The sequence below is a fragment of the Aliidiomarina indica genome, assembly GCF_015354615.1.
GTDB lineage: Bacteria > Pseudomonadota > Gammaproteobacteria > Enterobacterales > Alteromonadaceae > Aliidiomarina > Aliidiomarina indica.
In genome coordinates, this window is sequence record NZ_JACAVQ010000005.1 from 86,246 (window position 1) to 99,192 (window position 12,947).

The following is a 12,947-nucleotide window of genomic DNA, read 5'->3' on the forward strand; positions in this document are numbered from 1 at the left end:
ACCTTTCTAGGTCCTTGTTACGGATACAAAATATAATCATGAATATAAATATTCCTTCTTCATATGGATATGAGCGAGATTCGCTTTCTGCACTTGACGCGATCTCGGAAGCACAGCGAATCGCCCATGCACCTATGTTCTTTTTTGTGGCTTGTCTATTACGTGACAAAGGAATATTGGAGGCCATTGAGAGTGCTGGAGATAAAGGTATTAACATTGAGGAACTGAGCGAACGCATAAACCTAAGCACTTATGCTCTGTCGTTATTGCTCGATAACGGACTCAGTCTTAAAGCTATTTATTACACTGAACAGCGTTATCATCTGGGAAAAGTTGGTCATTTCCTCCTTCATGATCCCATGACTATAGTGAATATGAACTTCTCTCGGGATGTCTGTTATTTAGGAATGCAACATTTAGAAGAAGCATTTTCAACAGAAACTCCGGCGGGTTTAAAGGAGCTCATCGATTCACCGACGATTTATCCGGTTCTTAGTAAACTACCCAGCCCAGCGAAAGAAAGCTGGTTTGCTTATGACCACTATTACTCGGATAACGCCTTTAGCTCTGTACTCCCTCTCGTTTTCGCTTCAAGCCCCAAAAAAATGTTCGATGTAGGAGGAAATACTGGAAAATGGGCCCGCGCGTGCGTCGCTTACGATCCAGAGGTCGAAGTCACTATTGTAGACTTACCGATTCAGTGCAGCACTGCTGAGCAACAAAATAGTGGTCAACCGGGGGCTGACCGCATCGCTACCTTTCCGATTGATATTTTGTCTGAGGAAACGCTTCCATCGAGTGCCGACTTTTGGTGGATGAGCCAGTTTTTAGACTGCTTTAGTGAAGAACAGATTACCAATATTCTGAAAAAGATACATGCGGCTTCAAAACCTAATGCTCGCATTGGTATTTTAGAGCTGTTCTGGAATTGTCAAAAATTCGAAGCAGCAGCACTCTCCCTCAATGCCGCCTCTCTATACTTCACTACTATGGCCAACGGAAACAGCAGATTCTACAGCATCGAAGCCATGCTTCAGTGTTTAGATAACGCCGGTTTCGAGGTGGAGTCACGAACAGATCATATCGGTTATGGGCATACACTTCTTATATGCCGAAAGAAGTAAGGTTTCCTATGATTTGGATGGCTCAGTTACGTATTCCGCAGCCTTGGCCTCCATTTTGTGAGATGAATTTCGCGCCTATACGAACCTATCTTCATTCAGTTGAACTTGAGTATGCCTGCCAGCAGAAGAATATTAAGAGAGCTTGGGAGTTTGCCTTAGGTCGAGCCTTGGTAAGGTACTTAGTTGCCCAAACTGGGAACCTTTGCTTTGATGGCATTGAGATTTCACTACCAAGCTTGTCACCCCCAAGTTTATCTGTAAATCGTTCCCCCTGGCATCTGTCTATCTCGCATTCTGAGGGCGCTATTCTAGCCGCAGTGAGTCGCGATAACTCCGTTGGGGTCGATATCCAATTTACCAGTAAGAACCGAAACACTTCCGCTTTTATCACCGAGTATTCCGTTTTCAAAGATTGCACTGTTGATACTTTTTATTCCCGCTGGGTCGCGTTAGAGGCCTACGCTAAATTCAATAAAATTGCCGTTGTTGAATTACTCAATCAACCTTTTATTCTGCCTACCGAGCATAGAATAAGCCATGGACAAGATAATGATTACTGCTGGGCAGCCGCTTCACATCAAGATGTACAAATAAAAGAGTTAGCTACTCCCCCCTTCAAGATCAAATAAAGAACAGACTCACCATCCCACCTCAACAGTTACGCCCCTGGGGTACAACTCTGATTTCACCAGCGGTACAACAATTACGCCCCAGGGGTGGAACTATGTTTTTGTGTTTTTGATGAAGTTCTGCGATGCTAAATCGTTGGCCTTACTTCGGGGGATTTGTATGGGATCTTTACGTCAAAAAATATCAGTCATGTTGCTGTTATTTGCATCATTTACCGCGTCTGCCATGTATGACGATTTTCATCCCGTGGTCGCCGAGTATATAGGCCATGAAATGCTGCCATGCGAGAATTCCGACGACCTTATCTACTGCGTGAACGAAATCTACAATTACCGCTTTCGCATTGTTGAAAGCCATACCCCGGAGCTCACCGTCGGCAACGAAATCAATGCACTTTATACAAGCTCTCACCATTATCCGGCCTTTATGGAAGAGCGTTTTAGCTATTTCATGTTAGTGCGTGATAATGAACACTGGATTATCGATGATTTTCTTTGGAGCTTTGCCTATCGCACGAGCGATAATCGCTTTGCCGAATGCGGTTGCTCGTTGTTGGAGGGACGCACCGACGAGGCTCTCGATATCCTGTGTGAGCTCGCGACCTTTCAACCGCGGATTCAGATCGATATTACACACGCCAGTAGTTTTGGTCGGGAAAAGTACGAAACTAGCGACGCATGGACAGTGATTGGAAATACTGCGCTATGCACGCGTGGCATTTTTACCGAGAACCTACCGAAGCTATTTCTATAGCCTCGGTTTTTTCTTAAAAATTCACGCTTTTCCTTGATTCCACCGAGCGAATTCCCTAACATAGCGCGGCTTGCAGGATAGGTGTCCGAGTGGCTGAAGGAGCACGCCTGGAAAGTGTGTATACGGTAATCCCGTATCGAGGGTTCGAATCCCTCCCTATCCGCCAGAATAACGAAAGAACCCGCCTTTTTGGCGGGTTTTTTCGTTATCCCTTCCAAACAATTCCACCCCTGAGGTGTAACTCTGTGTTCGTCAGTTGAAGCGCTTGCTGATGGTGTCGCTGAGCGCGCGTATTTTCGGGACGCCAATGAATACGAGTATTGCCGCTATCGGCCAAGCGATGTAAAACGCTTGCCACCAGCGGCCAAAGAAACCCTCGCCTAGCCCAGTGTTTATCCAGGTAATCAGGCCTGTCATTAGAAACGCCATGTACAATGACATGAGTATGGGAAAAACTAATTTTTTCATTCTTCTTCCTTTCGCTAGCAATAGTTCCACCCCTGGGGTGTAACTCTGTTTTCGTCCCTCGCGGCTTTTATCTACCTCGTTGAAATGTAAAAGAAACAACAGTTCCACCCCTGGGGCGGAACTGTGTTTTTATACGAAGAGGATGGCGACGATGGTGATGACTCCTGCGAGGAGGACGTTGAGTACAACGCCTTCGCGGGCCATTTCTTTGATGGTTATTTTCTCGGATGCAAAGACGATGGAGTTCGGTGGGGTTGCCACGGGCATACAGAATGCGCAGCTACAGGCGATCACGGCGGGGATCATCAGTAGCTCGATGGGCAAACCGGCGGAACCCGCGGTTGCGGCCAATATGGGCATGAGCAAGGTGGCGGTCGCGGTATTGGAAGTCACTTCTGTGAGGAAGGACACGCTTAGGGCCAATAGAAATATCAGCAACCAGATTGGAATGCCAATCATGCCGCCCAAGCCCGAACCAATGATATCACTTAAGCCTGAGGCCATGACGCCAGCGGCTAAGCAGATGCCACCTGCGAACAGCAGCAAAATCCCCCATGGAATGTTTACTGCCTGCTCCCAAGTGAGTAAGCGCCCACCATGACCATTGCTCACCACAAACATAGCCACTACGCCGGCAAGAGCAATGGTGCTGTCGCCGACACCCGTGATACCGGTCACTCCTGTCCAGCCGCCAAAGGGTTCGGTACGAAACACCCAAAGAAAAATGACCGCGCCAAACACCATCAGCACACGCTTTTCATAGGCGGTCATCGGACCTTGTTTTGGCAGTTCTAAAGGCATCGACAACGTTAATCCACGTGTAAGCCACCAGCCGATGACCGGCAATCCGAGCACCACCATGGGAATACCAATCTGCATCCAGCGACCAAAACCGAAGGTATCTCCGGAGTAAGTTTCATAAATGGAGGCAAAAATAAGGTTGGGGGGCGTGCCAATAAGCGTGGCCACGCCGCCGAGTGACGCAGAGTAGGCTAAACCAAGCAGCAAGGCGCGCTGAAAACGATGGTTATCACTGGCGTCGGCCATAGCTAAGGCAACCGGCAGCAAGGCTAATACCGCGGCAGTATTGGAAATCCACATGGAAAGCACGGCCACCGCCAACATAAACGACAACACAATGCGTCGCCCCTCGGTAACGCCGATCCAACCGACAAGAGTCAGCGCGATACGCCTATGCACACCGCTCGCTTCCACCGCCTTGGCGAGCATAAATGCGCCCATGAATAACACGATGACATGATCACCCAGTGATCCGCTCGCCTCACGAAAATCGAGAATGCCGCCAAGGGGAAGTAGGATAAACGGGAGCAATGAGGTAACCGGGAGCGGGAGTGCCTCAGTAATCCACCACCAAGCCACCCATACCACCACAGCCAAAGTCCAAGCTGCAGGGGCTTCCATACCTGCCACCGTAGCAATCAGCCACGCAAGCAATGCGACGATTGGGCCAATTATCATGTGATTGGGTTTGAGCGATTGTGCGAGGGCGCCCACCATAGCTTGTCCTTGTTTTGTTTTTCTTATTTTTCTTGATTATACCTGCGTTGCAGCATAGCACCAGCGTCGATTCGGCAATCGGAGGGAAGCTTGATCCACGTCATATCAGCAAATATTTGCGTCGATATACTAAGAACATCAACTAAGTAAGGAGGGAATCGCAATGAACCTATGGCGCGAATTTCTGAGTGATCCGGTTATTTTCTTCTCATTTACAGGCCTCGCTGTGGTGCTGGCCATCTGTATTTTCTACGCGATTTATTTTATCTATAAAGTCCAACACGCGGAGTAGCCAACGCGGTGCGTTGGCTACGGGATGCGGCGTTAGGATTTGGCTTCGTGAGGGTGTCTGCCGCAGGGATGCGGCAGCCAAGCCCCCAGGGATGGGCTCGCGGCGTCCCTCACGGGGTCATTCCTGACGCCGTGTCCACGCACAGCCAGCTGACCAACGCGGTGCGTTGGCTACGGGATGTGACAGCTACCTGACCAACGCGGTGCGTTGGCTACGAGACGGGATAGGTTGGGTGCAGGAAATCAAAGCCGGTGGCTGAGAGTCGGGCGTTAGAGAGGCGTTTACTGCCGCGTGGGCCGATCTCGTTGCTGCGAGGCAAATTGCTGGCGTCGGCACCAATGCGCTCTGCTACGCGGCGCACGTATTCTTCTGCAAGAAGCGGTTCGTCGTCCGTTGCCAAATACAGTTCATCCATCGGCTCGCCACTAAACTTCAGCATCAACAAATGATCGAGGGCGCGGGCGAGATCATCCGCATGAATGCGATTCGTCCACGCGGGCGTAATCGTATAAGTCCCTTCTTGGATTCCTTTGTGCATACGCTCTCGCCCTGGTCCGTATATGCCTGAGGCGCGCACAAGCACATGGGGTAAGCCGCTTGCTTGCAACAGGTTCTCGGCCGCAAGCAACTGGCGCCCCGCAAATCCGGTAGGCTGGGTAGGTGTTAGTTCATCTACCCATTCACCATCGCGCTCACCGTACACGGCGGTACTGGATACATAGAGCACCGTGGGGAGCATTTCTGCAGTAAAGCTACTTAGCGCCGACAACATCGCCCGCACCGGCTCCACATAACCTTGCTGATAGCCTAGCTCGCTAAACTCGCTCGGTGTCAGGGTGAAAATAATGGCATCAAAACGGGTTTCAAGCAGACGCTGCCAGTCCTCATCGGAGCTCGCATCGCCTTGCACCAGTGAAAACTGAGGACTGTTGGCGTGTAATTCAGGGAGTTTGGCGCGCTCGGGATGGCGACGTACGCCGGTAACAGCGAAACCGCGATCAAACAGCAGCGGTGTCAGGCGACATGCGATGTCGCCGTAACCCACTAAAAGCACATGGGGCGTTTCTGTCATGACCAATCCTCGCCTTGCTTCAACACCCTTTCAATGAATCAAGGGTTTAGGGTTTTTGCGAAATCCAACATGCGGTTTAATGGCAACATAGCCCGCTCTCCGAGCTTCGCGTCGACATGAATTTCATGCATGTCGCCACCATCGGTGAGAGCGCTCTCAATGGCCGCTAAGCCATTCATTGCCATCCACGGGCAATGTGCACAACTACGACACGTTGCGCCGTTACCGCCCGTTGGCGCTTCAATAAAGTGCTTCTCCGGCGACAGTTGCTGCATTTTGTAGAAAATACCTTTATCGGTCGCCACAATGTAGCGCTCGTTAGGCATAGTTTGGCTAGCTTTAATCAACTGGGAAGTTGAACCCACCGCATCCGCCATGTCTACCACCGCCGCTGGCGACTCCGGATGCACCAGCACTGCCGCATCTGGATACTGGGCCTTAAGCTGACGCAAGGAATTCGCCTTAAACTCGTCATGAACAATACAAGCGCCCTGCCATAACAGCATGTCTGCGCCCGTTTTCTTGGCAAGATAGCCGCCAAGGTGACGGTCTGGCGCCCACAAGATCTTCTCGCCCTTGCTATCTAAATGTTCGATTAAATCTACCGCGATAGACGAAGTCACCACCCAATCGGCCCGCGCTTTCACCGCCGCTGAGGTATTGGCGTACACGACGACCGTATGGTCGGGATGCGCGTCACAAAACTTAGAGAACTCTTCTATCGGACAGCCCAAATCGAGCGAACAGGTCGCTTCAAGGGTGGGCATCAGCACTGTTTTCTCAGGCGTGAGGATTTTGGCGGTCTCGCCCATAAAGCGCACACCGGCAACAATCAACGTCTTGGCAGAATGATGCGCACCAAAACGGGCCATCTCCAAGGAGTCGGCCACGCATCCGCCGGTTTCTTCGGCCAATGCCTGAATTTCCGGATCCGTATAATAGTGCGCCACTAATACGGCATCTTTCTCTTTCAGTAGTGTTTTAATGCGCTCACGGTGAGCAAGTTTTTGCGCCTCACTTAAAGGCTTAGGTTTCGCTGGGAAATCAAACTCCAACGGAGGCAATACTTGTGCCTGAGTCATAGTTACATCACACTCTTTGCAATCATCAATTTAACCGCGCTTTTTATGGAGCGCTGGAGGACGGCTAGTATAGCCAAATTCGTAGAAAAATTCATCTATGCTGTACGTCGTTAGACTACGCACAGAACGCAAGGTTTCGATCATTTTGGAGACAACGGGGAAAGATGGTGGGTCGTGCAGGATTCGAACCTGCGACCAATTGATTAAAAGTCAACTGCTCTACCAACTGAGCTAACGACCCATCTAAAAAAGGTGCGGTTTTGGAGAAGTGGTGGGTCGTGCAGGATTCGAACCTGCGACCAATTGATTAAAAGTCAACTGCTCTACCAACTGAGCTAACGACCCACTTTTCCAAATGCAAACCCCGAAAATGAGGGGGTTTGCGCGTTGTCAGAATGCCCTAACAACGGCGGCATAGTTTACTGAATTATCGCGTTGATGCAAGGACCAATCGCAGGTTATTTTTCAATTTTTTGGAATTTAGCCGCTTTTCGCGCAATTTATGAGCGAAGCCGCTATTTTCTCAACTTTTCTTTAACTTAATCATGCAGATATTGCGCACCTCTAACCAATGAGGTGCGTTAGCGACGGAATACGGCCGGGCATGACGCCGTGTCCATGCCCGGCCCAAGCCAACGCAATGCGTTGGTTACAGTGATTCCAATTGACGCGCCGCCAAACCTGCTTCGGTTGAGTTTGGATATTCGCTGCGCACTTTTTGAAAGTGTGTGCGGGCGGCACTGGTATTTCCGCGTGCACGCGCAATCATGCCAAGCTTCAAAATACAATCGGCTCGCTTGGTTGAATTCGGATGATTCTCGATCACATCGGTAAAATGCTTTTCCGCTTGATCGTAATCTTGACGGGCATAATACAGCTGACCGAGCCAATATAAAGCATTGCTGCGGTAGGTTGAATTTGGATAATTCTGTAAGAACGTTTGAAACTCAGGGATAGCCTGATCATAACGGCGTTCTTCCAACACCAAACGCACCGCACGATCGTAGGCTTCGTTCTCACTCAAATCGTCAGAATAGGCGATATCTATTGTTGGTACGGTCGCGGCCGCTGAACCCGTGCCCGCTCCTGCGCCGCTGCGCACCTGCTGGCCGAGTTGATCTAATTCTTGATAGATATCCCGTTGGCGTTGCAATATCTGTTCGATTTGAAAGGTATGCTCTTCTGCAATGCCGCGTAATTCACTCAGTTCGCGCTGTAACAGATTCAGTTGCTCGAGCATGGCCATCTGCCCTTGCGAGCGCGCCTCTATAAGACGCTCTAAGCGATCTAAGCGCTGGCTTGTGCTCTCGGTGCCTTGGGCATTTGCCACACTCACCACAGGCGCCGGACCGGAGGCCAAAGCGACGCCAGCAAATGTTAGTGCAATTGCCAATCCAGAAATTCTCATCAGCATAAGATTCCGTTTTATCGTGTCAGGTCCAGAAAACCCAAACACAGTGAGGACCGAAATACTGTGCTTGGGTTTTCATCGGGAGGAAGCATTCACTTCCTCCGTCAGAAAAGTCGTTCTTAGTACACTAATACCGCACGGCGGTTTTGTGACCAAGCACGCTCATTACTACCACGGGCAACTGGCTTCTCTTCACCGTAAGATACAGTGGTGATCTGCGAAGATTGCACACCGAGGTTACGCATGTAGTCGCCTACTGCTTTCGCACGACGCTCGCCTAGGGCGATGTTGTACTCAGGCGTTCCACGCTCATCTGTGTGGCCTTCGATCACAACAGATACCGACGGGTTACGCACTAAGTAGTCTGCATGCGCCGACAGCAGTTCCGCAAATTCGCTGCGAATTCCTGAGTCGTCGAAATCAAAATAGATGGTGGTTTCCTGACGAAGCTCAGCATAGCGCTGTTGGCGCTGCTCTTCTGGGCTACGCATACGATCTGCACCGCCAACTTCAACGCCACGGCGGTCTTGCGACGTTTGTGTATCCGTAGTTCCAGTGGTATCGCTGTCAGCATCTGGGGTGCTTGAACAGGCTGCAAGTGCTAACACCGGGATGGCAAACGCCAGAGCTTTCACAACTTTATTTAACTGCATGATTGCTGTCCTTTAACATTCGAGTTTGAAATAGTACAACCGTTATAAACTAACATGTTTTAAATCATCAGAGAAACGGTGACCAGGCCGGCGCTTTCACTTCGCCTTCGCGTGCAGGTAGGCGCGCCCGGAACCGTCCATCCATCGACACTAATGCCAAGACCTGACGATCTCGGTACGTTGTGCTGTAGATGATCATACTGCCATTTGGTGCAATGCTCGGAGACTCATCCAAGCTAGTCTGCGTCAACACCTGTAAATTCCCACGGGGGAAGTCCTGACGAGCAATGTGGAATAAACCACCCGCTCGGTGAACCACCACAATTCCGTTCCCATCGGGCGTTACGTTTCCTCCGAGGTTAGATTCCCCCTCGAAGGTAATTCGATTTACTCGCTTTGTGTCTAAATCTACGCGATACACTTGCGCGCGACCACCTCTTTCTGAGGTAAACACTAAAGATTTTCCATCCGGCGTCCAGCTCGGTTCTGTATCGATGCGCCAATGGTCGGTTACTTTGGTTAAACGACGACTGGCGATATCCATGACATAGATATCTGGGGCACCATCTTTCGATAATACCATGGCCATTTTTGTACCATCCGGCGACCAAGCTGGCGAACCATTAATGCCTGGGAATGATGTTAGTTTCTCACGCTGGGTGGTGTAAATATCCTGAATAAATATTTCCGGACGACCATTCTCAAAGCTAACATAGGCCACTTTGTTGCCATCAGGAGACCACGTAGGCGACATCAACGGCTCTGGCGAGCGCAATAACACACGTTCGTTATACCCGTCGTAATCGGAAACCATGAGGTGATACGGGTTTTCCGCATCCCAATCAATATAAACATAGGCGATGCGGGTTAAAAATGCGCCTCGCTCACCGGTTAATGCTTCGTAAACCACATCCGAGATGCGATGGGCATACTGGCGAAATTGATTCGGGCTCACCACCGAGCTACGCCCTTCAATAATATGGTCGTTGCTATTAATCAACTCACCATCCACCATGGCTTGCGCTGTGCCGCCGGTAATTTGACCGCGCAACGGGTCAATTAACTCATAGGTCACTTGAAAGCGATTACCCGACAATGGGCTCACTTCACCGACCAATACCGCCTCTACTCCCAACCGGGCCCAGCGACTGTAATCAGCAATTTCGGTATCCTTGCCCGGTGTTGCCGGCAACTGATTGCGCGCAAGCGGGCTAAACTGACCGCTTCGGGTTAAGTCGGCGGCGATCACTTCTGCGAAGTCATAGGGTCTTTCCCCTTCGCCTAGCCATTGAAACGGTACAATCGCCAGTGGGCGGGCACGATCCTGACCTTCAGTGATCACGATCTCTAACGTCGAGCCTTGGCCAAACGCAGTAAACGCGGCCATCCACACTAATAATCCTGCGAGTAAACGTTTCATCATCACTCCAATTTAATCAAAACGCGGTTCGAACCGCATCGTAAAACTTCTAAACTGTGCTGCCACATCAGGGTCATCTGACATCGGCAAATTACCGGCCCGCATTACCGCAGCCCGTGCTGAATCACATACCGCGCGGTCGCCATCGCCGGCCTGAACATTAGTTACAAAGCCATCGCGCGCCAAACTAATAGTCAATACACAAGACTGCCCGCGCATACTTGAACTGGTAATCCAGTGGCGCTGCACCGTGGCCCGAATGAGTGCTTGATAGCGCTCCACTTCGGTCATCACGCGTTGTTGCCGCACCCGAGCCCGCTCCGCTTGCTCGCGTTCAAGACGCTCTTGGATCTGCCGCTCTCGCTCAGCGCGCTCGCGCGCTTCTTGTTCCTGCCGTTGCCGCTCTTCTTCGCGACGCTGACGTTCCGCTTCCGCCTGACGTTCTTGCTCACGCTGACGCTCTAGCCGCTCAGCTGCTTCTTGGCGTTGACGTTCAGCTTGCGCGGCTTCTTCACGTGCCCGTTGCGTTTGCTGTTCCGCTTGCTGACGATCACGCTCTTGCTGCTCGCGCTGCGCCTGCAGTTCCCGCGCACGCTGCTGCTCTCGCTGCCGCTGCTGTTCCGCTTCTCGAGCACGCCGTTCAATATCGGCAACACGCTGCTCTTCGGCACGGCGCTCTGCATCGCGTTGTTGCTGCAACCGTTGCACTTGCTCTTGTAGCCGGCTCTCGTCTACCGCTACCGCCTCAACAATATCCACTTCCGGCGCCGCAAACTCAGGCTGCGCCAAGGTATCTGTTGCCGGCGTAAATTCCATACTGACCAAAAGCAGCGCCCCGATCACCACGTGCAGCCCGACCGAATAACCGATGGGCTGCCAAGGAATGGCTCCTGCTTTTACCACGTTCTTCATCTGTTTCATTACTCCGGCGGCTGCGTCATCAAGCCCACTTTCGGGGCTCCCGCTCGCTGCAATAATACCATGAGTTGGACCACTTGCGCATAGGCCACTTGACCATCACCGCGCACTACCACAGGTGTTTCTGGATCCAACTGCAAATGGGCTGCCACCAAGGTTGCCAAATCGACCGCTGACATTGGCGCATCCTGATTGTCACCCATATTCAAAAAATAGTTACCCTCGCGATCAACCGTTGCTACTAACGGTTGACGGTTATCGTCGGGCAAAGGTTCCGCATCAGCCCGCGGCAGCTCCACATCCACACCCTGAGTGATCAGCGGGGCGGCCACCATAAAGATAATTAACAGCACCAGCATGACGTCGATATAAGGTACAACGTTCATCTCTGACATGGCTTTGCGCTTGCGGCGCTGGATAAAGGCCTCCATGATTAGGCCTCCTGCCCCTGCGATAACGGGCTATTGGTCGCCGCGGTGCCGCCCATGGTCTGGCGCTGCAAAATCGACGTAAACTCTTCGGCAAAGTTAATGTAGTTGCCGTCGATAGAACCCACTTGCGCAGAGAATTTGTTGTATGCAATAACCGCTGGAATCGCTGCAAAGAGACCCATCGCCGTTGCAACCAATGCCTCGGCAATACCTGGAGCGACCATTTGCAGTGTAGCTTGCTGCACCGAGCCAAGGGCGATAAAGGCGTTCATAATCCCCCAAACCGTACCAAACAGGCCCACATAAGGACTGATTGAACCGATGGTAGCGAGCACCGATAAATGGGTTTCCAAGCGATCCATTTCTCGCGAGTGAGCTACCCGCATCGCCCGTTGAGTACCGGCCATCACCATCACACCGTCGGCATTTCGTACCTGACGCAGGCGCGCAAATTCACGAAAGCCAGAGTGAAATAAATGTTCGGTGCCTTGGATTTTCTTACCTTTGGCACTTACTTCTTTGTATAACTTGGCTAAATCGACACCCGACCAGAAACGCTCCTCGAACTTATGCGCTTCTTGTTCCGCTTGTTGCAATACTTTGCGACGTTGGAAGATCAGTGCCCATGACAAAATTGACATCAGCACGAGCAGAATCATAACCAGCTGTACAACCAAACTGGCTTCTAAAAATAAATCAAAAAAGGATAATTCAGCTTCCACGTCCGATAACCTCTAGAATTGGACCGGGGATCGCCACCGGCTTCATCGTATGTAAATTCACACAGGCGGCTTTTACATCAGCTACACATAAAAGCTCGCCCGCGGCATTAAAAACTTGTTGCTGGCACTCAATAGAGGCGCGACGGATTCGTTTTGGTTCCACCGTGACGGTCAGGGTATCGTTAAACCGTGCCGGCGCCTGCAGATCTAGGGCCACATGACGTACCACGAAACCAATCCCTTGCTGCAACCATATATCTTGCTCCACACCCGCTGCACGAAGCCATTCCGTGCGCGCTCGCTCACAGAACTTCAGGTAATTGGCGTAGTAGACAATACCGCCTGCGTCCGTATCTTCGTAATACACACGAACGGGCCAAGAAAAATCCACCAACCTCACTCCCCCTATGAGCCATTGGTTGCAACAGCAACGTACTATATCGCAGTTACGCG

At 51.1% G+C, this 12,947-nt stretch carries 15 protein-coding genes and 3 tRNA genes; 5 read left to right on the plus strand and 13 right to left on the minus strand.

Translation table 11 applies throughout. The features are described 5' to 3' along the window. The first annotated feature begins 38 nt into the window (after nt 1-38). The 4 genes from HXZ99_RS08715 to HXZ99_RS08730 all read left to right on the plus strand — a co-directional run bounded on the left by HXZ99_RS08715 (nt 39) and on the right by HXZ99_RS08730 (nt 2,673). Nucleotides 39-1,124: a methyltransferase gene (locus HXZ99_RS08715; RefSeq protein ID WP_194756908.1), complete on the plus strand. Its 1,086-nt coding sequence runs from the start codon at nt 39-41 to the stop codon at nt 1,122-1,124. Between the two features lie 17 nt (nt 1,125-1,141). Further along, the gene (locus tag HXZ99_RS08720) at nt 1,142-1,753 is read left to right on the plus strand and encodes a 4'-phosphopantetheinyl transferase family protein (RefSeq protein ID WP_194756909.1); all 612 of its coding nucleotides are present in this window, start codon (nt 1,142-1,144) and stop codon (nt 1,751-1,753) included. 160 nt (nt 1,754-1,913) lie between these two features. Further along, a complete protein-coding gene (locus tag HXZ99_RS08725; RefSeq protein ID WP_194756910.1) occupies nt 1,914-2,507 on the plus strand; it encodes a hypothetical protein in 594 nt (197 codons plus the stop codon). A 75-nt stretch (nt 2,508-2,582) separates the two neighbouring features. Further along, a tRNA-Ser gene (locus tag HXZ99_RS08730) sits at nt 2,583-2,673 on the plus strand. Between the two features lie 86 nt (nt 2,674-2,759). On the opposite strand, the gene HXZ99_RS08735 is transcribed toward HXZ99_RS08730, so the two are convergent. Both HXZ99_RS08735 and HXZ99_RS08740 read right to left on the minus strand, forming a co-directional pair. Next, on the minus strand, nt 2,760-2,975 hold the full coding sequence (locus tag HXZ99_RS08735; protein ID WP_194756911.1) for a DUF2798 domain-containing protein: 216 nt from the start codon (nt 2,973-2,975) through the stop codon (nt 2,760-2,762). Nucleotides 2,976-3,104: 129 nt separating this feature from the next. Further along, nucleotides 3,105-4,493 (minus strand): SLC13 family permease, encoded by a 1,389-nt coding sequence (locus HXZ99_RS08740; RefSeq protein ID WP_194756912.1) that lies wholly within the window; start codon nt 4,491-4,493, stop codon nt 3,105-3,107. Nucleotides 4,494-4,656: 163 nt separating this feature from the next. Between HXZ99_RS08740 and HXZ99_RS08745 the strand changes: the two genes are divergently transcribed. Beyond that, complete coding sequence (locus HXZ99_RS08745) at nt 4,657-4,785, plus strand: DUF3149 domain-containing protein (RefSeq protein WP_194756913.1); 129 nt, start codon at nt 4,657-4,659, stop codon at nt 4,783-4,785. Between the two features lie 211 nt (nt 4,786-4,996). On the opposite strand, the gene HXZ99_RS08750 is transcribed toward HXZ99_RS08745, so the two are convergent. From HXZ99_RS08750 to ybgC, 11 genes are all read right to left on the minus strand, one after another. Then, a complete protein-coding gene (locus HXZ99_RS08750; protein ID WP_194756914.1) occupies nt 4,997-5,857 on the minus strand; it encodes an NAD(P)H-binding protein in 861 nt (286 codons plus the stop codon). Nucleotides 5,858-5,895: 38 nt separating this feature from the next. Next, nucleotides 5,896-6,939, minus strand: coding sequence for a quinolinate synthase NadA (gene nadA, locus HXZ99_RS08755; protein WP_194756915.1), 1,044 nt, complete (start codon nt 6,937-6,939; stop codon nt 5,896-5,898). A 165-nt stretch (nt 6,940-7,104) separates the two neighbouring features. Next, nucleotides 7,105-7,180 (minus strand) — tRNA-Lys (locus HXZ99_RS08760). A gap of 28 nt (nt 7,181-7,208) precedes the next feature. After that, nucleotides 7,209-7,284, minus strand: a tRNA-Lys gene (locus HXZ99_RS08765). A 304-nt stretch (nt 7,285-7,588) separates the two neighbouring features. Beyond that, nucleotides 7,589-8,347, minus strand: coding sequence for a tol-pal system protein YbgF (gene ybgF / locus HXZ99_RS08770; protein WP_194756916.1), 759 nt, complete (start codon nt 8,345-8,347; stop codon nt 7,589-7,591). Between the two features lie 122 nt (nt 8,348-8,469). Beyond that, nucleotides 8,470-9,003 (minus strand): peptidoglycan-associated lipoprotein Pal, encoded by a 534-nt coding sequence (pal, locus tag HXZ99_RS08775; RefSeq protein ID WP_194756917.1) that lies wholly within the window; start codon nt 9,001-9,003, stop codon nt 8,470-8,472. A gap of 67 nt (nt 9,004-9,070) precedes the next feature. After that, nucleotides 9,071-10,423, minus strand: a complete 1,353-nt coding sequence (tolB, locus tag HXZ99_RS08780) for a Tol-Pal system beta propeller repeat protein TolB (RefSeq protein WP_194756918.1) — start codon at nt 10,421-10,423, stop codon at nt 9,071-9,073. A 12-nt stretch (nt 10,424-10,435) separates the two neighbouring features. Beyond that, complete coding sequence (gene tolA / locus HXZ99_RS08785) at nt 10,436-11,335, minus strand: cell envelope integrity protein TolA (protein ID WP_194756919.1); 900 nt, start codon at nt 11,333-11,335, stop codon at nt 10,436-10,438. An 8-nt stretch (nt 11,336-11,343) separates the two neighbouring features. Further along, entirely contained in the window at nt 11,344-11,772 is a 429-nt protein-coding gene (gene tolR / locus HXZ99_RS08790; protein WP_194756920.1) for a protein TolR, read from the minus strand. Between the two features lie 2 nt (nt 11,773-11,774). Next, nucleotides 11,775-12,494, minus strand: a complete 720-nt coding sequence (tolQ, locus tag HXZ99_RS08795) for a protein TolQ (RefSeq protein WP_194756921.1) — start codon at nt 12,492-12,494, stop codon at nt 11,775-11,777. Next, nucleotides 12,484-12,888: a tol-pal system-associated acyl-CoA thioesterase gene (gene ybgC / locus HXZ99_RS08800; RefSeq protein ID WP_228517848.1), complete on the minus strand. Its 405-nt coding sequence runs from the start codon at nt 12,886-12,888 to the stop codon at nt 12,484-12,486. Before ybgC ends, tolQ begins: the two co-directional genes overlap by 11 nt. Nucleotides 12,889-12,947: the final 59 nt, after the last annotated feature.

What these genes read in the sequence shown, in the direction of transcription:
- HXZ99_RS08720 (WP_194756909.1), top strand. Translation starts at nt 1,142, where the DNA reads ATGGCTCAGTTACGTATTCCGCAGCCTTGGCCTCCATTTTGTGAGATG.
- tolA (WP_194756919.1), bottom strand. Translation starts at nt 11,335, where the DNA reads ATGAAGAACGTGGTAAAAGCAGGAGCCATTCCTTGGCAGCCCATCGGT.
- HXZ99_RS08745 (WP_194756913.1), top strand. Translation starts at nt 4,657, where the DNA reads ATGAACCTATGGCGCGAATTTCTGAGTGATCCGGTTATTTTCTTCTCA.
- HXZ99_RS08750 (WP_194756914.1), bottom strand. Translation starts at nt 5,857, where the DNA reads ATGACAGAAACGCCCCATGTGCTTTTAGTGGGTTACGGCGACATCGCA.
- HXZ99_RS08735 (WP_194756911.1), bottom strand. Translation starts at nt 2,975, where the DNA reads ATGAAAAAATTAGTTTTTCCCATACTCATGTCATTGTACATGGCGTTT.
- HXZ99_RS08715 (WP_194756908.1), top strand. Translation starts at nt 39, where the DNA reads ATGAATATAAATATTCCTTCTTCATATGGATATGAGCGAGATTCGCTT.
- pal (WP_194756917.1), bottom strand. Translation starts at nt 9,003, where the DNA reads ATGCAGTTAAATAAAGTTGTGAAAGCTCTGGCGTTTGCCATCCCGGTG.
- ybgF (WP_194756916.1), bottom strand. Translation starts at nt 8,347, where the DNA reads ATGAGAATTTCTGGATTGGCAATTGCACTAACATTTGCTGGCGTCGCT.
- tolB (WP_194756918.1), bottom strand. Translation starts at nt 10,423, where the DNA reads ATGAAACGTTTACTCGCAGGATTATTAGTGTGGATGGCCGCGTTTACT.
- tolR (WP_194756920.1), bottom strand. Translation starts at nt 11,772, where the DNA reads ATGGAGGCCTTTATCCAGCGCCGCAAGCGCAAAGCCATGTCAGAGATG.
- HXZ99_RS08725 (WP_194756910.1), top strand. Translation starts at nt 1,914, where the DNA reads ATGGGATCTTTACGTCAAAAAATATCAGTCATGTTGCTGTTATTTGCA.
- nadA (WP_194756915.1), bottom strand. Translation starts at nt 6,939, where the DNA reads ATGACTCAGGCACAAGTATTGCCTCCGTTGGAGTTTGATTTCCCAGCG.
- HXZ99_RS08740 (WP_194756912.1), bottom strand. Translation starts at nt 4,493, where the DNA reads ATGGTGGGCGCCCTCGCACAATCGCTCAAACCCAATCACATGATAATT.